17 protein-coding genes are annotated in these 19364 nt (G+C 66.2%); 7 read left to right on the top strand and 10 right to left on the bottom strand.

The genetic code is table 11. From position 1 onward, the window contains the following. Positions 1-6 precede the first annotated feature (6 nt). From trxA to AC3WMA_RS14070, 3 genes are read left to right on the top strand one after another with little or no spacing between them, the layout of a single operon-like run. Complete coding sequence (trxA, locus tag AC3WMA_RS14060; RefSeq protein WP_492285962.1) at positions 7-906, top strand: thioredoxin; 900 nt, start codon at positions 7-9, stop codon at positions 904-906. A 22-nt stretch (positions 907-928) separates the two neighbouring features. After that, entirely contained in the window at positions 929-1600 is a 672-nt protein-coding gene (locus AC3WMA_RS14065; RefSeq protein ID WP_492285963.1) for an LON peptidase substrate-binding domain-containing protein, read from the top strand. Further along, positions 1597-2991, top strand: a complete 1395-nt coding sequence (locus tag AC3WMA_RS14070) for an MFS transporter (protein ID WP_492285964.1) — start codon at positions 1597-1599, stop codon at positions 2989-2991. The genes AC3WMA_RS14065 and AC3WMA_RS14070 overlap by 4 nt, the downstream gene beginning before the upstream one ends. A 195-nt stretch (positions 2992-3186) precedes the next feature. Here AC3WMA_RS14070 and AC3WMA_RS14075 read toward each other — a convergent pair whose 3' ends face one another. The 3 genes from AC3WMA_RS14075 to AC3WMA_RS14085 all read right to left on the bottom strand — a co-directional run bounded on the left by AC3WMA_RS14075 (position 3187) and on the right by AC3WMA_RS14085 (position 6784). Then, positions 3187-4620, bottom strand: coding sequence for a homospermidine synthase (locus tag AC3WMA_RS14075; protein WP_492285965.1), 1434 nt, complete (start codon positions 4618-4620; stop codon positions 3187-3189). A gap of 152 nt (positions 4621-4772) precedes the next feature. Further along, positions 4773-5309, bottom strand: a complete 537-nt coding sequence (locus tag AC3WMA_RS14080) for a GNAT family N-acetyltransferase (RefSeq protein WP_492285966.1) — start codon at positions 5307-5309, stop codon at positions 4773-4775. A gap of 329 nt (positions 5310-5638) precedes the next feature. Beyond that, positions 5639-6784 (bottom strand): type III PLP-dependent enzyme, encoded by a 1146-nt coding sequence (locus AC3WMA_RS14085; protein ID WP_492285967.1) that lies wholly within the window; start codon positions 6782-6784, stop codon positions 5639-5641. Positions 6785-7507: 723 nt separating this feature from the next. Here AC3WMA_RS14085 and AC3WMA_RS14090 point away from each other — a divergent pair. Further along, positions 7508-9127, top strand: a complete 1620-nt coding sequence (locus tag AC3WMA_RS14090) for an OpgD/OpgG family glucan biosynthesis protein (RefSeq protein WP_492285968.1) — start codon at positions 7508-7510, stop codon at positions 9125-9127. An 18-nt stretch (positions 9128-9145) separates the two neighbouring features. Beyond that, positions 9146-9418, top strand: coding sequence for a GNAT family N-acetyltransferase (locus tag AC3WMA_RS14095; protein WP_492285969.1), 273 nt, complete (start codon positions 9146-9148; stop codon positions 9416-9418). A 9-nt stretch (positions 9419-9427) separates the two neighbouring features. Here the strand turns inward: AC3WMA_RS14095 and AC3WMA_RS14100 are convergent, their stop codons facing one another. Together AC3WMA_RS14100 and AC3WMA_RS14105 are read right to left on the bottom strand one after the other, a co-directional pair. After that, positions 9428-9883 (bottom strand): Fur family transcriptional regulator, encoded by a 456-nt coding sequence (locus AC3WMA_RS14100; protein ID WP_257733573.1) that lies wholly within the window; start codon positions 9881-9883, stop codon positions 9428-9430. A 154-nt stretch (positions 9884-10037) separates the two neighbouring features. Next, complete coding sequence (locus AC3WMA_RS14105; protein ID WP_492285970.1) at positions 10038-11030, bottom strand: LLM class flavin-dependent oxidoreductase; 993 nt, start codon at positions 11028-11030, stop codon at positions 10038-10040. Between the two features lie 190 nt (positions 11031-11220). Here AC3WMA_RS14105 and AC3WMA_RS14110 point away from each other — a divergent pair, with 190 nt between their 5' ends. Then, positions 11221-11406 carry a hypothetical protein gene (locus AC3WMA_RS14110; RefSeq protein ID WP_492285971.1) on the top strand — a complete coding sequence of 62 codons (186 nt, stop codon included), beginning with the start codon at positions 11221-11223 and terminating at the stop codon, positions 11404-11406. Positions 11407-11410: 4 nt separating this feature from the next. On the opposite strand, the gene serA is transcribed toward AC3WMA_RS14110, so the two are convergent. The 5 genes from serA to secA all read right to left on the bottom strand — a co-directional run bounded on the left by serA (position 11411) and on the right by secA (position 18002). Continuing rightward, a complete protein-coding gene (gene serA / locus AC3WMA_RS14115; RefSeq protein WP_492285972.1) occupies positions 11411-12670 on the bottom strand; it encodes a phosphoglycerate dehydrogenase in 1260 nt (419 codons plus the stop codon). Positions 12671-12789: 119 nt separating this feature from the next. Then, complete coding sequence (locus tag AC3WMA_RS14120) at positions 12790-13236, bottom strand: NfeD family protein (protein ID WP_492285973.1); 447 nt, start codon at positions 13234-13236, stop codon at positions 12790-12792. Positions 13237-13248: 12 nt separating this feature from the next. Further along, on the bottom strand, positions 13249-14232 hold the full coding sequence (locus AC3WMA_RS14125; RefSeq protein WP_492285974.1) for an SPFH domain-containing protein: 984 nt from the start codon (positions 14230-14232) through the stop codon (positions 13249-13251). Between the two features lie 130 nt (positions 14233-14362). Then, positions 14363-14878, bottom strand: a complete 516-nt coding sequence (locus AC3WMA_RS14130; protein ID WP_492285975.1) for an invasion associated locus B family protein — start codon at positions 14876-14878, stop codon at positions 14363-14365. 349 nt (positions 14879-15227) lie between these two features. Continuing rightward, entirely contained in the window at positions 15228-18002 is a 2775-nt protein-coding gene (gene secA / locus AC3WMA_RS14135) for a preprotein translocase subunit SecA (RefSeq protein ID WP_492285976.1), read from the bottom strand. Positions 18003-18362: 360 nt separating this feature from the next. Between secA and AC3WMA_RS14140 the strand changes: the two genes are divergently transcribed. After that, complete coding sequence (locus AC3WMA_RS14140; RefSeq protein WP_492285977.1) at positions 18363-19202, top strand: peptidylprolyl isomerase; 840 nt, start codon at positions 18363-18365, stop codon at positions 19200-19202. Positions 19203-19364 lie beyond the last annotated feature (162 nt).

Below are 19364 nucleotides of genomic sequence, written 5' to 3' on the forward strand. Positions count from 1 at the left end.
CGACCCATGCTGGTCAATGGCGAGGCAGCCGGGCAACCCGGCCTGATCAAGGACACCACGACCCAGGGCTTCCGCGAGGACGTCATTGCCGAATCGATGAAGCAGCCGGTGCTGATCGATTTCTGGGCGCCCTGGTGCGGCCCCTGCAAGCAGCTCACCCCCGTCATCGAGAAGGTGGTCAAGGCCGCCGGCGGCAAGGTCAAGCTCGTCAAGATGAATATCGACGAGCACCCGCAGATCCCCGGCCAGCTCGGCATCCAGTCGATTCCCGCCGTCATCGCCTTCAAGCAGGGCCAGCCGATCGACGGCTTCATGGGCGCCCAGCCCGAAGGCCAGATCAAGGCCTTCATCGAGCGCCTTGTCGGGCCGATGGGGCCGGACGAGACGGCCGAGCTGATCGAGGCCGCCGCCGCTGCCATCGCTTCCGGCGACCCCGCCGGAGCGAGCGAGCTCTATGCTGGCGTGCTCGAGATCGAGCCGGACAACCTCGCCGCCATCGCGGGGTTGGCACGGCTGCATCTCGACACTGGCGACATCGAGGGCGCCAAGGGCATTCTCGGCATGGCCCCGCCGGACAAGGCCAACGACCCGGCGATCACCGCCATCCGCGCCGCGATCGAGCTCGCGGAGCAGGCTGCCTCGCTCGGCGACACGGCCGAGCTGGAGGCGAAGGTCGCCGCCGACCCGAAGGACCATCAGGCCCGTTTCGATCTGGCGCTGGCGCTGAACGCCCGCGACAGGCGCGAGGAGGCGGTCGATCATCTCGTCGCCATCATCAAGGCCGATAGGAAGTGGAACGACGACGGCGCGCGCAAGCAGCTGCTGCAGTTCTTCGAGGCCTGGGGCCCGATGGACGAGGCAAGCGTCAGCGGGCGCCGCAAGCTCTCGACCCTGCTGTTCTCCTGACCGGAACAAGGACTAGGCGCGCATGGGCATGAACGCCGTCTACGAGGGAGCCAAGGATTGCCCGGCGGCGATCCCGCTCTTTCCCTTGGGCGGCGCCCTGCTCCTGCCCCGCGGCCAGATGCCGCTCAACATCTTCGAGCCGCGCTATCTCGCAATGATCGATGACGCTCTCAAGGGCGAGCGCGTCATCGGTATCATCCAGCCCGAGCCGGAAAACGGCCGGCAGCCCGAAATCCCGCCGCTGCTCAAGGTGGGTTGCCTCGGCCGCATCACCCAGTTCTCCGAGACCGGCGACGGCCGCTACATCATCACCTTGACCGGGATCAGCCGCTTCCGGCTGCTCGACGAATTGGCGGTGACGACGCCCTATCGCCAGGGCCGCGTCAGCTATGACGCCTTCGCCGCCGATTTCGTCGCCCGCACCGGCGAGGAGGAGGTCGACCGCAAGGGCCTGCTCAAGGCGCTCCGCGACTTCGCCAAGGCCAACGACCTCAAGATCGACTGGAAGGGCGTCAACGAGGCGCCGAACGAGGCGCTGGTCAACGCGCTCTCGATGATGTGTCCGTTCGGGCCGCGCGAGAAGCAGGCGCTGCTGGAAGCATCGACGCTGAAGGATCGCGCCGAGGTCCTGGTCGCGATCACCGAGATCGAGCTCGCCCGCGGCGGCGGTGATCCGGACACGACCCTGCAGTGACGCCAACGACGCCGCCTGCCGAAGCGCCACCCGCCGTCTGGCCGCCGCGCCGCGCGGTCACCGCCTGGCTGTTCTTCGACTGGTCGGCACAGCCCTTCTTCACGCTGATCACCACCTTCGTCTTCGCGCCCTTCTTCGCCTCTGCGCTGGCGAAGGACGCCGCCGACGGCCAGGCGCTCTGGGGCTATGCCACGGGCTTCGCCGGGCTCTGCATCGCGCTGCTTTCGCCCCTGCTCGGCGGCATCGCCGACCGGACGGGTCCGCGCAAGCCCTGGATCGCCGCCTTCGGCGCGCTCTTGGTCATTGGCTCCGCGATGCTCTGGTTCGCCGTGCCGGGCGCTTCATCGGCGGTCCCGATCGCGCTCGCTGGCTTCATCATCGCGACGATCGGCGCTGAATTCGCGACGACCTTCAACAATGCGATGATGACGCGGCTGGTGCCGCCGGAGCGGCTCGGCTGGCTCTCCGGCACCGGCTGGGCGATCGGCTATCTCGGCGGCCTGCTCTCGCTGGCGATCACGCTCGGCCTGCTTGCGGCCGATCCGCAGACCGGCAAGACGCTCATCGGCATCCCACCGATCCTCGGGCTCGACGCTGCCGCACGCGAGGGCGATCGCTTCTCCGGGCCGCTGACCGCACTCTGGTTCATCGTCTTCGTCACGCCGATGTTCCTGCTCACCCCGGATTCCAGCAAGACCGGCCTGAGCCTTGCCGAGGCGGCCAAGGGCGGCGTCGGGCGCCTGAAGGACACGCTGGCTGAGCTGCCGAAGCTGCCTTCGCTCGGCCGTTTCCTGCTCGCAAACATGATCTATCAGGATGCGCTGGTCGCGCTCTTCGCCTTCGGCGGCATCTACGCAGCCGGCGTCTTCGGCTGGCAGACGATCGAGCTCGGCATTTTCGGCATCCTGCTGACCGTCACCGGCACGCTCGGCGCCTGGCTCGGCGGCAAGCTCGATGATCGCATCGGCGGCAAGCCGGTCGTGCTCGGCGCGATCGCCTGCCTGCTCTTCGCCTGTATCGGTATCCTCTCGCTCAGTGCCGACCACATCCTGTTCGTGATCCCGGCCGCTTCGCCCGTGGCTGGAGACGGCCTCTTCGCCTCGCTGCCGGAGCGGGTCTATCTGGGCCTCGGCCTGCTGATCGGCTTCGTCGCCGGGCCGATGCAGGCGGCCTCGCGCAGCCTGATGGCGCGGCTGGCGCCTGAGGGACGCATCGGCGAGTTCTTCGGGCTGTTTGCGCTCTCGGGGAAGGTCACGTCCTTCATGGGGCCGACGCTGGTCGCACTGGCGACGACGATCTTCGCCAGCCAGCGCGCGGGGCTCGCCGTGCTGATCGTATTCTTCCTGGCGGGCGCGGCGCTGCTAGCGGGCGTGAAAGTCCGCCGGTCATAGAGTGTCTTCCCGTGCGCGCTGCGGCACGCAGTGCTGCTGCGCAGACACGGGACCGCGCGACCAGAAGGCTCCCTTCAAGCGAAAGGGCGCCTCCCTGCATCGGAGAGCGCCCTTATCGGAAGACGGTCCCCGTGTCTGCGCAGCGGCATTTCATGCCGCAGCGCGCACGGGATGACACCCTTCAAATGACAGCTGTCACCGAACCAGGATGTTCCGGAACTGCCAGGGATCGCTGGTGTCGATATCCTCCGGGAACAGGCCCGGGCGGCCATCGAGCGGCGTCCAGTCGGTGTAGTAGCCCTTCACCGGACCGAGATAGGGCATCTGGATCGCAAGGCAGCGGTCGAGATCCATCTCCTCGACCTCGACGATGCCGGCTTTCGGGTTCTCCAGCGCCCAGACCATGCCGGCGAGCACGGCCGAGGTGACCTGCAGGCCGGTCGCCGTCTGGTAGGGGGCGAGCTTGCGGGCTTCCTCCGTCGAGAGCTGCGAGCCGAACCAATAGGCGCCCTTGTCGTGGCCGTAGAGCAGCACGCCGAGCTCGTCGATGCCGTCGACCACCTCGTTCTCCTCGAGGATATGGTGCTCCTCCTGCGGGCGGCCGCTGCCGAACATTTCGTGCAGCGAAAGCACCGCGTCGTTCGCGGGGTGGTAGGCGTAATGGCAGGTCGGCCGGTAGATCGCCTTGCCGGTCTCGTCGCGCACCGTGAAATAGTCGGCGAGCGAGATCGACTCGTTATGCGTCACCAAGAAGCCGTATTGCGGACCCGGCGTCGGGCACCAGCTCCTGACCTTGGTCTCGGCGCCGGCCTGCATCAGGTAGATCGCGGCCTGCGAGCCCGTCTCATGGGTGCGGGCGTTATCCGGCATCCACTTCTCATGGGTGCCCCAGCCCAGCTCGGCCGGCTGCACGCCCTCGGAGATGAAGCCCTCGACCGACCAGGTGTTGACGAAGACGCCCGGCGGCTTGGGGTTCTTCGAGCGCTGCGTATCGCGCTCCGCGATATGGATGCCCTTGACGCCGACCTGCTTCATCAGCCCGGCCCATTCCTCGCGGGTCTTCGGCTGCGGCACGTTGAGGCGCATGTCGGAGGCAATGTTCAGCAGTGCCTTCTTGGCGAGCCAGGAGGCCATGCCGGGATTGGCGCCGCAGCAGGAGACGGCCGTCGTCGAGCCCGGCTTGCGGGCACGCTTGGCGGCCAGCGTCATCTCGCGCAAAGCATAGTTCGAGCGCTCGCCCGGCCCCTTGCTCTCGTCGAAATAGAAGCCGAGCCAGGGCTCGTTGACCGTGTCGATATAGAGCGCGCCGAGGCTGGAGCAGAGCTCCATGATGTCGCGCGAGCCGGTATCGCAGGAGAGGTTGACGCAGAAGCCCTGCCCGCCGCCGGCGGTCAGCAGCGGCTCCAGCATCTCCCGGTAGTTCTCGATGGTGACGGCTTCCTGGATGAAGCGGATGCCGCGCTCGTCGAGCAGGTGGCGGTTGGAATCATCGGGAGCAATGACGACGAAGCGGCTCTTGTCGAACTTGAAGTGCCGTTCGAGCAGCGGCAGCGTACCGCGGCCGATCGAGCCGAAACCGATCATCACGATCGGGCCGGTGATCTCGCCGTAGACGGGCCAATTCGTCATTCTCTGTAACTCCTGGGTTCTGGGGGTAAAAAAGGTCGAAAGGGTCGTATGAGCGCAAAATCGCGCCGTCAATCACCGGGAACGCCTTCCACGCGGGTGAACGCATGGAAAGCGCCGGGCGATGACGGCGCGATGACGATGGATCGGGAGCGTCAGGCGGCCTGCGCCACCTCATCCGCTTCGAAGGCCGCAGGGACTGCTACACCGCTGGCAACCAGCACACCGCGCGCGCCATCGAGTGCCCCGTCACGGAGCTCGATCGCGAGGAAGCGCTCGCGCTCCACCGGGCCGGGCATGGCGAGATCGCGCGTCAGCGCCGGATCGAAGCCGAACCGCGCGTAATAGGGCGCGTCGCCGACGAGGATGACGGCGCCATGGCCACGGCAGGCCGCGCGCCAGAGCGCCTCGCGCATCATCGCCTTGCCGAGGCCCTCGCCCTGCAATTCGGGCTTCACCGCGAGCGGGCCGAGCAGCAGCGCCGGCACGCCATTGGCTTCCACATGCCAAAGACGGACGGTCGCGAGCAGTTCGCCGTCGCGCTCGGCGGTCAAGGCCAGGCCCTGCGCCGGCAGACGGCCTTCGCGCAGGCGCTCGCTCGATTTGGCGGTGCGGCGCTCGCCCAGGCAACGGTCGAGCAGCGCCTCGCGGGCGGGAATGTCGTTGGCGATCTCGTCGCGGATCGTGATCATGACGCACCTCCTGCCGGAGCGCCTGCATTCACGCAGACCTTCCCGGCGCCGCGCGGACGCGGCCACCGCATCGGACCGAAAAGTGGAACCCACTTTTCGGAATAATCCGATGCGATACCAATAGGTTAGATCATCTTTACCGCGTCCGTTAGGACGCGGGATGATCTAGCGGATGGGTTGTGTGGAAGGGGGTCCGGCGGGAGCCACGCCCGCATCTCCGTTCTGGAGATACGACCGCTCCACCCGTTTGACCGGGCAGCCTGCCGTCTCAGACAGGGCGCTTCGCCGGACCCGATGGGATCAGGAGGGAACTCGCGTTCCCTCCGACGTCAGATGACGTACTGCCTCAGCGGCGGGAAGCCGTTGAAGGCGACGGCCGAATAGGTCGTCGTATAGGCGCCCGTGCCCTCGATCAGCACCTTGTCGCCGATCTCCAGCGAGAAGGGCAGCATGTACGGGGTCTTCTCGTACATGACGTCGACCGAGTCGCAGGTCGGGCCGGCGAGCACGCACGGGACGGTCGCGTCGCCATCGCGCACGGTGCGGATGGGGTAGCGGATCGCCTCGTCCATGGTCTCGGCGAGACCGTTGAACTTGCCGATATCGAGATAGACCCAGCGGACCTCGTCCGTTTCGGCCTTCTTCGAGATCAGCACGACCTCGGCCTCGATCAGGCCGGCTTCGCCGACCATGCCGCGGCCCGGCTCGATGATCGTCTCGGGCAGCTGGTTGCCGAAATGCTTCGACAGCGCCCGGAAGATCGCGTCGCCATAGGACGGCACGCCCGGAATCGGCTTCAGGTAGCGCGCCGGGAAGCCGCCGCCGAGGTTGACCATCGACAGCGAGATGCCGCGGGTGGCGCATTCCTTGAAGATCGCCGAGGCCGAAGCCAGGGCCGAATCCCAAGCGTTCACGTTGGCCTGCTGCGAGCCGACATGGAACGAGATGCCATAGGCCAGGAGGCCCATGCGATGGCCGTGCTCAAGCACGTCCGCGGCCATTTCGGGCACGCAGCCGAACTTGCGCGAGAGCGGCCAGTCGGCGCCGGCACCGTCGCAGAGGATGCGGCAGAAGATGCGCGCGTCGGTCGTGCCGGTCTTCTCGGCGGAACGGGCGACCTTCTCGACCTCGGCCGTGCAGTCGACGGCGAACAGGCGCACGCCGAGCTCCATGGCGCGGACGACGTCGCGCTCCTTCTTAATGGTGTTGCCGAAGGAGATGCGATCGGCCGTGGCGCCGGCCGCGAGCGCGAGCTCGATTTCGACGACCGAGGCGCAATCGAAGCAGGAGCCGAGCTTGGCGAGCAGAGCGAGCACCTCCGGCGCCGGGTTGGCCTTCACCGCGTAGAAGACGCGGGTGTCGGGCAACGCACGGGCGAAGGCATGATAGTTGGCGCGCACGACTTCGGTGTCGATGACGACGCAGGGCCCGTCCTCGCGGCGGGTACGAAGAAACTCACGGATGCGGTCGGTCATGAGACGCGACTCCCCTACGACGCAAGCGGCGTCGATGCGATGTATCGCCGGAGTGAATCGTCGCTGTCGCGCGGCGCTGTGGAGACGCCTGCTACAACGGACGAGCCGTCCGGACCCGAAACACCGTTCGATTGGGGAAGACCCCGCACGGCCGGCAATGAAGGACAAGCCTCTTCGGTGCCGGCCTGTGGAAAGCCGGCGAGACCAAAAAAGCCCGCTCCGTCGTTGCTTTAAGCTGCGTCCCCCGTGGAGATTCGGGGTTCGCCGGTTTTGCCTCCGGCTGCCGGTCTGTGTCGGGGAACGGCCTCCTTGCGGAAACCGGGAGGCGTGATTTGAGGGATGTCCATCCCCTCCATCCGTCCTCCAACCCCTGGCGGCTGTCCGGCCTCTTGTCCGGATGCCCACCGACCAGCACGCGGCCACAGGCACGTGCGAATTGGGTGAACGCGATATACGGATGCTCGCCCCCGATCACAAGTGTTTTGTGCACCCGCAGCCGCATTTTTTTGCAGGGCCGATCCGCGTCCATTCGGGAACGGGCTCATCGCGGAAAGCGCTTTGCCGGCTACGACTTAACTGTGGTCGATGCGGTAGCTGCGGAACCTTGCGATATGTTCATCTGCCGTCAATGCCGGATGCCCTAGACCGGCCCCATTCGATGGCCTTAACTCTCGCTAGCCGCCTATCTTGAAAAGCCCGGACAACGGGGAAGACGGAACACGCATGACCACGACAGATCGCCGCCGCGTCCTGGGCGGACTTTCAGCCGCGCTTTGCCTCTCAGTGGCGCCTTCCGTCCTGCTCGCGCAACAGCCGCGCCCCCAGCCTCAGCCGCAGGGTCAGCCGCAGACGCCGCCCCCCCAGAACGCCGCGCCGCAGCCGCGCTTCGGCTTCGAGGACGTGCAGCGTCGCGCCCGCGAGATCGCCGCCGTTCCCTATGAGCCGATCGCGCCGCTGCCGGAGGCTTTGGCCAAGCTAGACTACGATTCCTGGCGCGACATCCGCTTCCGCCCCGACCGGGCCCTGCTGCAGCAGAACGGCTCGCCCTTCCGCATGCAGATGTTCCATCCGGGCTTCCTCTTCACCCGCCCGGTCACGGTGAACGTCGTGCGCGACGGCGTGCCCATGCCCGTGCCCTATGCCGCGAACCTGTTCGATTACGGCAAGGTCAAGTTCGAGAAACCACTGCCGGTCAATCTCGGCTTCGCCGGCTTCCGTCTGCACTACCCACTCAACGACCCCCGTGTTTACGACGAGCTGATCTCTTTTATCGGCGCGAGCTATTTCCGGGTGCTCGGCCGCGGCCAGCGCTACGGCCTGTCAGCTCGCGGCCTGTCCATCGGTGCGGGCACGGCGGCCGAGGAATTCCCGGTCTTCCGCGAATTCTGGATCGAGCAGCCGGCAGCCAATGCCGAGCGCGTCATCATCCATACCCTGCTCGATTCGCCGGTGGTGACCGGCGCCTACCGCTTCACCATCTATCCCGACCTGGACACGGTGGTGGAGGTGGCGGCGACGCTCTATCCGCGCACGACCATCGAGAAGCTCGGCCTTGCGCCGCTGACCTCGATGTTCTTCACCGGCGAGAACGACCGCCGCTTCTTCGACGATTTCCGCAGCGAATTGCACGATTCGGATGGGCTGATGATCCATTCCGGCAGCGGCGAGTGGATCTGGCGCCCACTGCGCAATCCCAAGCAGCAGGCCGTCTCCTCCTTCGTCGAGCGCAGCATCCGCGGCTTCGGCCTGATGCAGCGCGACCGCACCTTCGAGCACTATCAGGATCTCGACCTCAATTATGAGCTGCGGCCGTCCTACTGGATCGAGCCGCAGGGCGACTGGGGCGAGGGCGTGGTCGAATTGATCGAGATGCCGACGACCGACGAGACCAACGACAACATCGTCGCGCTCTGGGCACCGAAGACGCCGCTGGAGCCGGGCAAGGAGTTCTCCTTCGGCTACAAGCTGATCTCGATGCTCGATTCCGGGGACCTCCACCCGGGCGGGCGCGTGGTCAACACCTACCAGGCCAAGCCCAAGGCGCTGGGCTCGGGCGAGCCAGTCACCGAGGGCTCGCGCCGCTTCATCATCGACTTCGCCGGCGGCGATCTCGACTACTATCTGAAGCAGCCGGAGAAGGTCGAGATCGTGCCCTCGATCGCCTATGGCCGGATCGACCGCGCCTTCATCGTGCCGAACCGCAAGACCGAGGGCTTCCGGGCCTTCGTCGATGTCGTGGTCGAGCCGGGCCAGCTCGCCGAGATGCGCGCCTTCCTCCGCAGCGGCGGCAAGACGCTGACCGAAACCTGGAGCTATCCCTGGCGCGCCGAAGCGCAGGGGTGATCTGAAGGAGCCTCAATCATGGACGTCGTCGAGAACCCCGGGCAGAACCGCTTCGAACTCACGCTCGACGGCGGCACCGCGCTCGTCGCGTATCGCCGCGATGGCGAGCGTCTGGTGCTTGTCCATACCGAAGTGCCCGAGCAATTCGCCGGCCAGGGCATAGGCTCAAGACTGGCGAAGGGCGTCTTCGAAGTGTTGCGCGCGAGCGGGCGCAAGGCCGTGGTGCGCTGCGAGTTCCTCAAGGGCTGGATCGCGAAGCACCCCGAGTACAACGACGTCGTCGACGGCTGAGCCGCGACCTCACGAGGTCTTGCGGCCGCCCCGGCGCGCCGGCTGCTTCTTGCGACCGTAGAGCTCGAGGCGATGGCGGACGAGCTCATAGCCGAGCTCCGCCGCGATCCGGCGCTGCAACTCCTCGATCGCGTCCGAGGAGAACTCGATCACCTCGCCCGAATCGACGTCGATCAGGTGGTCGTGATGCTCCTGGTCGGCATGCTCGTAGCGCGAGATGCCGTCCTCGAAGGCGTGGCGCTCGATCGCACCTTGCGATTCCAGCACCTTCATCGTCCGGTAGACGGTCGAGAGCGACAGCGTCGGATCATGCGCGAAGGCGCGGGTGAAAATCCCCTTCGCATCGGGATGGTCGTCGGCTTCGGCCAGCACGCGCAGGATCAGCCGCCGCTGCTGCGTCATGCGCAGCCCGGCCCCCTTCAACTGGCTCTCGAAAACGGCAATACGCCGGTCGGTCTCGGTCATGCCTTGCCATAGCAATGCCGTCAGCTAATTGCAAAAGCGGCTAAAAGAAAATCATTCTCATTTGCAATATAAATGCAAATGACTTTTAGTATTATTAAAGCTGCGATGGCACTGCTGCCCGCTGGCAGCAGCCGGCTTCATCAGGGCGAAAGCCTCATCGCCCGAGTTCGCTCGCGATCCCGGCCAAGAGCTCGAACGAGCGCTTGCGCTTCTCATGGTCGAAGATCGGCGCCGTGATCATGATCTCGTCCGCGCCGGTCTCGCGCACGAAGGCGCCGAGCCTACGCTTCAGCGTCTCCGGCGAGCCGATGAAGGCGTAGCGCAGCATCCCCGAGACATGCGCCTTCTCGGCCGGCGACCAGTACTGCTCGATATCGTCGATCGGCGGCTGGAGCTTGCCCCGCGCGCCACGGACCATGCCGACGAAGCGCTGCTGCAGCGAGGTCGCGAGATAGCGCGCCTCTTCGTCGGTATCGGCCGCCACGACATTGATGCCCGGCATCGCATGCGGCGCCGCCAGTTGCTCGGACGGCTTGAACCGTTCGCGATAGACAGCGAGCGCCTGCATCAACGCATCCGGCGCGAAATGCGAGGCGAAGCTGTAGGGCAGCCCAAGCTCGGCTGCGAGCTGCGCGCCGAACAGGCTCGACCCGAGAATCCAGAGCGGGACGTTCAGCCCCTCGCCCGGCACAGCGCGGATCGCCTGGTTCGGCCCGGCCGGCGCGAACAGCGCCTGCAATTCGAGCACGTCCTGCGGGAAGCTGTCGGAAGACATCGGGCTGCGGCGCAGCGCCCGGAGCGTCAGCTGGTCGGTCCCCGGCGCGCGGCCGAGGCCGAGATCGATACGCCCCGGAAACAGCGCCTCCAGCGTGCCGAACTGCTCGGCGATGACGAGCGGCGCATGGTTCGGCAGCATGATGCCACCGGCGCCGACGCGGATCGTGCTGGTCGCGGCGGCGAGCTGCCCGATCACCACCGAGGTCGCCGCGCTGGCGATGCCGACCATGTTGTGATGCTCGGCCACCCAGTAGCGGGTGTAGCCGAGCCGCTCGGCATGGCGGATCAGATCCGTGGATTTCAGCAGCGCCTCGCGCGGCCCCTCCCCTTCGACGACGGGAACGAGATCGAGGACGGAGATCGCGACCATGACGGCCCCTGCTGGCTGGCGTCGGGATAGGCCCGGCGGAACGACGTAGCTTCACCAGATGGGAAGGCTGGCCGGCCCGGTCCAGAGGGCGGCCCGCTTCGTCATGGCGCGCCTGCGCTGGCGTTCTGGCGGAACGGCCGTGCCCCTGCCGCGTTCCCTCTCCGAGATAGCCACACCGAAGGGAGTGACCATGACCGCCACCGCCAATCCCGCCAAGGAAAGCCTGCGCCAGGAGCAGAAGGAACAGCGCAAGGCCGCGCGCGAGCACGGCAAGGATGCCGAGCTCAACCGGGCCCTGAAGGACACCTTCCCCGCCAGCGACCCCGTGGCGACGCAGACGCCGATCAAGCCCGGCGCCAAGGCCAAGAAGGCCTGACCGCTCAGTCGCGCTGGTAGAGCAGGCGCGCGCGGATCGTGCCGTCGAGGACACGGATTTCGCGCAGGATGTCGCGCGCCTCGTTGCTCGACACGCCGTCCGCTTCCATCACGACGTAACCGACCTCGCCGTCGGTCTGGTAGTTCTGCGCGGCGATATTGACCTGCCGGCTGGCGAAGACATCGTTCAGCCGCCGCAGCATGCCCGGCACGTTGCGCTGGACATGGATGAAGCGCGTGCCGATCGGGCGCGCCGGCAATTGCACCTGCGGAAAATTGACCGCGCCGACGGTCGAGCCGACATCGGAATAATCGACCAGCTTGCGTGCGACCTCGGCGCCGATGCGCTCCTGTGCCTCCTCGGTCGAGCCACCGATATGCGGTGTCAGGATCACGTTGGAGAGGCCCTGCAGCGGCGTGACGAAGCGCTCGGCATTGGAGGCCGGCTCGATCGGAAAGACGTCGACCGCCGCGCCCGCCAGATGGCCGCTCTTCAGTGCGGCCGCGACCGCGTCGAGATCGACGACGGTGCCGCGCGAATTGTTGATGAGATAGGCGCCCTTCTTCATCGCCGCGATCTGCGCCGCGCCGATCATCCCCGCCGTCTGCGCCGTCTCCGGCACATGCAGCGAGACGATATCGGCGGCGCCCAGCAGGGCGTTGAGGCTGATGGTCGGCTCGGTATTGCCGTGGCGCAGGCGGTCGGTGTGATCGTAATAGATCACGCGCATGCCCATCGCCTCGGCCAGCGTCGAAAGCTGGCTGCCGATATTGCCATAGCCGACGATGCCGAGCGTCTTGCCGCGCACCTCGAAGGAGCCGTTGGCCGACTTGTCCCAGCCGCCCTGATGGGCATCGCGCGAGCGGTCCGGAATGCGCCGGAGCAGCATGACGATCTCGCCGATGGTGAGCTCCGCGACGCTGCGCGTATTCGAGAACGGCGCGTTGAACACCGGCACGCCGCGCAGGCGCGCGGCCTCCAGATCGACCTGATTGGTGCCCACCGAGAAGCAGCCGACGGCGAAGAGCCGGTCGGCCCCGGCGAAGATCTCCGGCGTCAGCTGGGTGCGCGAGCGGATGCCGAGCACGTGCACGCCCTGGATCGCCTTGAGCAGCGCCTCGCGATCGAGCGCCTTCGGCAGTCTTTCGAGATTGCTGTAGCCGGCCTGCTCCAGGAGCTCGACGGCGGAATCGTTGATACCTTCCAGCAGCAGGACCTTGATGCGGTCCTTCGGAAGGGAAAGGCGTTCGCTGGCGGTGGTCATGGAGGTCACGCTCATGGAGGAGCGGTTGCTATAGTCCTCGCAACGCAGGAGGCCAACGTCCTGAACGCAACGCTGCTACGAAAAACCGCGCAGCCGATGCAAAAACCTCATGACGGGCTTCAGGCCTTCTCGACGACCAGCGTCGAGCCCTCGACCTTGACGACCTTGACCTCGGCTCCGGCCAGCAATTCCGGGCCGACGATGCGCCAGGACGAATCGCCGACGCGCACGCGGCCCTCGCCGCCCGCCATCGTCGTCTCCAGCCGGAAGACCTTGCCGATCAGCTGCCGGCCGCGATCATTGAGCCCCGTCGCGGCATCCGGCTCCTCGGCCTTGCGGCGGGTGAGCAGCCGTCCTGCGGCGACGCATGCGATGGCGAGAATCGCAAAGACGATACAGGCCGCCTGCCAGCCGAGCCCGAAGAGACCGACGACCGCACCCGTGACGAGCGCCGCCAACCCGAGCCAGATCAGAAAGACACCCGGCGCCAGCATCTCGCCGCCGATCAGTACGAGACCGAGAATGGCCCAGCTCCAGCCGCCCAAATTCGCAAGTCCTTCGAGCACGTCGGCCTCCGCTCACGCGCCCGGACGGCCGGAGGTCGGAACCGAGCCGGTCCCGCCACGACGCTGCGCCATCGCATCTTCGCCGAAGACGGCCTTGGTGAGCTGCGCGATGCCGCCGACCGTGCCGGCGAGCGAGGCAGCCTCGATCGGCACGATCACGACCTTGCTGTTTTGGCTCGAGGCGATCGCTTTCAGCGCATCGGTATAGCGCTCCGCGATCAGGAAGTTGGCGGCCTGGATGTCGCCCTTGCTGATCGCCTCCGAAACCATGGCCGTCGCCGCCGCTTCGGCCTGCGCCAGCCGCTCGCGCGCCTCGGCATCACGCAAAGCCGCTTCCTTGCGGCCTTCGGCGGCAAGGATCTGCGACTGCTTCTGACCCTCGGCCTTCAGGATCTCCGCCTGTCGCAGGCCCTCGGCTTCGAGAACGGCGGCGCGCTTCTCGCGCTCGGCCTTCATCTGCCGGTTCATCGCGCCGGCGATATCGGCCGGCGGCAGGATATCCCTGATCTCGATGCGCGTGACCTTGACGCCCCAGGGCGAGGCGGCGGCATCCATCACGCGCAGCAGACGTTCGTTGATCTCGTCGCGATGCGACAGGAGCTGGTCGAGGTCCATCGAGCCGACGACGGTGCGGATATTGGTCATGGTCAGGACCATCAGCGCATCGTTCAGCGAGGCGACCTCGTAGCAGGCCTTGGCCGCGTCGAGCACCTGGAAGAAGGCGGCGGCGTCGATGCGCACGCCGGCATTGTCCTTGGTGATCGCCTCCTGCGAGGGAATGTCGAGCACCTGCTCCATGACATTCACCTTGTGCCCGATGCGGTCGATCCAGGGCCAGATCAGGCCGAGACCGGCACCCAGCGTGCGCGAATAGCGGCCGAAGCGCTCGACGGTGTAATTATAGCCCTGCGGGACGGTGCGGACGCCGAGGCCGATCGCCATGACGATCACCACGACGATGACGATCACGGAGATATTGAAGCCCGACAAGTCCATCGCGTCCCCCAGCGGCGCGGTGCGCCGTCCTGCTCATCCAGTTCTCAAACTGGCGTTTGCGAGGGCCGTATGCAAGCGCGGGTAGCGCAGGGCGAGCCATCCGCAACGACGGCTCGCCCCGAAACCGACGTCAGCTCTGCGTCGCGTTGGTATCGCAGCGGGCCAGCATGCGCGACGCAGCGGTCACGCCCGCGAGCGAGAACTGATAGGTGGTGACGTTGCCGCGCAGCGAGCGCGCTTCGAGCGTCATGGTGCTGCCCGCGCGCATCGCGGCCAGCAGCGCCGGCTCCCGCTCCAGCCGCTCGAGCCAGGCATTGCTGCCCTCGGTCAGCATGCGGAAGCTGTCATCGCCGATCGTGACGGTGACCACCGAGTCCCGGGCGAAGTCATAGCCCGTCTGGAAGCTCGATTCCGTATCCGATGCCTTATCGCCGGTCTGGACAAAGAAAAAGACTTCGCCATGACGCAAATTCGACGGCTCCTCCGACGAGGGTTTGCTCATGATGAAGCAACGCGCCAGATCACCCTTTGCGTAAGTGGCAGCATTCCAGTTGCCGAACTGACCCAATGACTGGGGGCTCGCCGCCTGTACGCCCGTGCCCGCCAGGATGGTGAGGCAGGCGGCCGAAAGCGCTGTCTTGAACATGGTCTCATCTCCTTTCATCGCGGCCAACTTGGAAAGGAGAGTGTTACCGAGGCGTAAATAGGGCCCGGATAATTGATGCGTCGATCCAGCGCAGGACGAGCCGGGCAGACCGCGAGGGCGGAATCGCTCGCGGTCAGAACCACCCTTGTCATTCCGGGGCTTCGCGGAGCGAAGAACCCGGAACCCACGACCGGGGGCGACATTCAATGCCGCGCTGCAAGCCTCTCACCCGGTCGTGGGTTCCGGGTTCACGCCTCCGGCGCGCCCCGGAATGACAAAAGTGGTTCGTCCCAAAACGACGATGCCCGGCACAGGGCCGGGCATCGAACGCATTCAGGACGGCAGTGCCTCAGGCGAACTGGCCGTGGCAGTGCTTGAACTTCTTGCCGGAGCCGCAGGGACAAGGCTCGTTGCGGCCGACCTTGCCCCAGCTCTCCGGATCCTCGGGATTCCGGTCCAGCACGGCGGTATCGGCATCGGTCGCGGCGTACTGCACGCCGGTCGCGCCATAATCGCCGAAGCCCGAGCCCGCGCCGTCCTGCGCCTGCGTCGGCGCCTGGTCCTCGGGCTGGTCGAAGCGCACCTCGATACGCGAGAGATGGCCGGTGACCTGCTGGCGCAGATGGCCGATCAGTCCGTCGAACAGCTCGAAGGCCTCCTGCTTGTACTCCTGCAGAGGGTCGCGCTGGGCAAGCCCACGCCAGCCGATCACCTGACGGAGATGGTCGAGCGTGACCAGATGCTCGCGCCAGAGATGGTCGAGCGACTGCAGCAGCACCTGCTTCTCGACATAGGTCATGACCTCGTCGGTATTGCGCTCGATCCGGCCGGCATAGTCCTCGTCGGCGAGCTTGCGGATGCGCTCGCGGATCTCGCTGTCGGCGATGCCTTCTTCCTTGGCCCAGTCCTCGATCGGCAGATCGAGATTGAGATGCTGGATCACCTCCTGCTTGAGGCCGGCGCTGTCCCACTGCTCGGGATAGGCCTCCTCGGGGATGTGACGGGCGACGACATCCTCGACCACGCCATGGCGCATGTCGTCGATGGTCTCGCGCACGCTCGCCTGCTTCATGAAATCGCGGCGCTGCTCGAACACGACCTTGCGCTGATCGTTCATGACGTCGTCGTATTTCAGGATGTTCTTGCGGATGTCGAAATTGCGCGCCTCGACCTTGCCCTGCGCCTTCTCGACCGCCTTGTTGATCCAGGGATGGACGATGGCCTCGTCCTCCTTGAGGCCGAGCTTGGTCAGCATGCCGTCCATCCGGTCGGAACCGAAGATGCGCATCAGGTCGTCCTGCAGCGACAGGAAGAACTTCGAGCGGCCGGGATCGCCCTGGCGGCCGGCGCGGCCGCGCAGCTGGTTGTCGATGCGCCGGCTCTCGTGGCGCTCGGTGCCGACGATGTAGAGGCCGCCGGACTTAAGCACGCGCTGCTTGAAATCGGCGACCTCGGCGCGGATGGCTGCCGCCTTCGCGTCGCGCTCCGGGCCCTCTTCCATGCCGGCGAGGTCGTGGGAGATCCGCATGTCGGCATTGCCGCCAAGCTGGATGTCGGTGCCGCGGCCGGCCATGTTGGTGGCGATGGTGATCGCGCCGGGCACGCCGGCCTGCGCGACGATATAGGCTTCCTGCTCGTGGAAGCGGGCGTTCAGCACGGCGAAGGCCTTGATCGTCCTGCCCTCGCGCGCCGCCTGGTAGATCGGCTCCAGCGCCTTGGGATCGGTGAAGTCGAGGAGCTTGTAACCCTCCTTCTCCAGCATTTCGGCGATCAGCTCGGAACGCTCGATCGAGGTGGTGCCGACCAGCAGCGGCTGGCCGTTGGCCTGCGCCGCCTGAATCTCGCGGATGACGCCGCGCACCTTCTCCTCGAAGGTGCGGTAGACCTCGTCATCCTCGTCCCTGCGGGCGATCGGAACATTGGTCGGGATCTCGACGACCTCGAGCTTGTAGATCTGGAAGAACTCGTCCGCCTCGGTCGCCGCCGTGCCGGTCATGCCGGCGAGCTTCTTGTAGAGGCGGAAATAGTTCTGGAAGGTGATCGAGGCCAGCGTCGCGTTCTCGGGCTGGACGGTGACGTGCTCCTTCGCTTCCAGCGCCTGGTGCAGGCCTTCCGAATAACGCCGGCCCGGCATCATGCGGCCGGTGAACTCGTCAATGATCACGACCTCGTCGCCGCGGACGATATAGTCCTTGTCGCGGGTGAACAGCGAATGCGCGCGCAGCGCCTGGTTGACGTGGTGGACCAGCGTGACGTTGTGGGCGTCATAGAGGTCGCCCTCCTTCAGGAGTCCGGCCTCGCGCAGCAATTCCTCGATATGGTCGTTGCCGGCCTCGGTCAGCGCCACCGTGCGCTGCTTCTCGTCGACCTCGTAATCGGCGGGGACGAGACCTGGCAGCACCTTGTCGATCGAGACATAGAGCTCCGACTTGTCGTCGAGTGGGCCGGAGATGATCAGCGGCGTGCGGGCTTCGTCGACCAGGATCGAGTCGACCTCGTCGACGATCGCGAAATGGTGGCCGCGCTGGCTCATCTGCGCGACGTCGTATTTCATGTTGTCGCGGAGATAGTCGAAGCCGAACTCGTTGTTCGTGCCGTAGGTGATGTCGCAGGCATAGGCGCGCTGGCGCTCCTCGTCGTCGAGGCCGTGCACGATGATGCCGACGGTCAGGCCGAGGAAGTTGTAGAGCTTCGCCATCCACTCGGCGTCGCGCCGGGCGAGATAGTCGTTGACGGTGACGACATGGACGCCCTTGCCTTCGAGGGCATTCAGATAAGTCGGCAGGGTCGCGACCAGCGTCTTGCCTTCACCGGTCTTCATTTCGGCGATGGCGCCCTCGTGCAGCACCATGCCGCCGACGAGCTGGACATCGTAGGGCCGCTGGCCGAGCACGCGCTTGGCCGCCTCGCGCACCGTGGCGAAGGCCGGCACGAGCAGGTCGTCGAGCTTCTTGCCCTCCGTGATCTGCTTCTTGAATTCCTCGGTGCGCGCCTTCAGGGCCTCGTCGCTCAACGCGGCGATCTCTTTCTCCAGCGCGTTGATCGCGGCGACGCGGGGCTGATAGCCCTTGACGCGGCGGTCATTCGACGAGCCGAAGAGTTTCTTTGCGAGCGCGCCAAGCATGTTGGGCCTTTCAGGTGATGCGTTGAGCCCTCGGCCGGCGCGTATCGTCAAAGTCGCGCGCGAACCGGAGGTTCGGTATTCTCGAAATGCGACCGCGTGTTTAGACGCGAGCGCGGGCAGGGTCCAGCGTGCGTTTCGACCAATAGGCAGCGAAACGGCAAGTGAATTCGGCTCCGGATGTGGGGTTTTTCCGCCCCGCTTCCAAGAGCCCCGGCCAAGATCGTCGGACGCTGCGGCATCCGGGCCGGTGCAAAGCGGCGTGATCGCCGGCCGCAATCGCCTGAACCGCCTTGCCTTTGCCGCGTTCATCGGGCAGTGCAGCCGTCAAATCGCCTCGGTTTCCGCGAAAGGCCGTCATTCATGAACTCAGCCCGTTTCATTGCCGTCCTCGGCTTCGCGCTGCTCGCGGGCCCGGCCTTCGCCCAGGCCGATAAGGTCGTCGCCAAGGTCGACGGCATCGCCATCACCGAGAAGGACATCCAGCTCGCGAGCGAGGACCTCGGCGAGCGCCTTGCCCAGCTCCCCGAGGAGCGCAAGCGCGACGAAGTCATCAACTATCTCGTCGACCTCAAGCTCGGCGCCAAGGCCGCGGCCGAGGCCAAGATCGGCGATACTCCCGATTTCGCCGCCCGCCTCGCCTATTACCGCGAGAAGGTGCTGCTCGACGAATACCTGACCCGCGAGGGCAAGAAGGCCGTCACCGCTGAGGCCGCCAAGAAGCTCTTCGACGACACGACCAAGGCGATGACCCCCGAGGAAGAGGCCCATGCCCGCCACATCCTCGTCGAGGACGAGGCGCAGGCCAAGGCTGCGGTCGAGCGGCTGAAGAAGGGCGAGGACTTCGCCAAGGTCGCGGCCGAACTCTCCAAGGACCCGGGCTCGGGCAAGGAAGGTGGCGATCTCGGCTGGTTCACCAAGGACCGCATGGTGCCGGAATTCGCCGAAGCCGCCTTCAAGCTGAAGAAGGGCGAGGTTTCCGAGCCGGTGAAGAGCCAGTTCGGCTGGCATATCATCAAGCTCGAGGACAAGCGCTCGAAGCCGCTGCCGGACTTCGCCGCGGTGAAGCCGCAGATCGACCAGTATCTCGAGCGCAAGGCCCAGCAGGACCTCGTCCTGGCCATGCGCGAGAAGGCCAAGGTCGAGCGCCTCGACAAGCCGGCTGCGGACGCCGCCAAGCCGGCCGAGCCGAAGAAGAACTGATTTAGGGCCGTCATTCTCGGGCTAAGCGCAGCGCAGACCCGAGAATCTCTACCCGGAGATGCTCGGGTCGAGCCCGAGCATGACGGAGAACTTCATTTTATAGGGCGGCCCTTGCGGCCGCCCTTCTTGTTTTCGTCATCGGCCTGCGGCAGAGGGGCTCTC

This window comes from Allobosea sp. FW305-C-101, assembly GCF_058783685.1.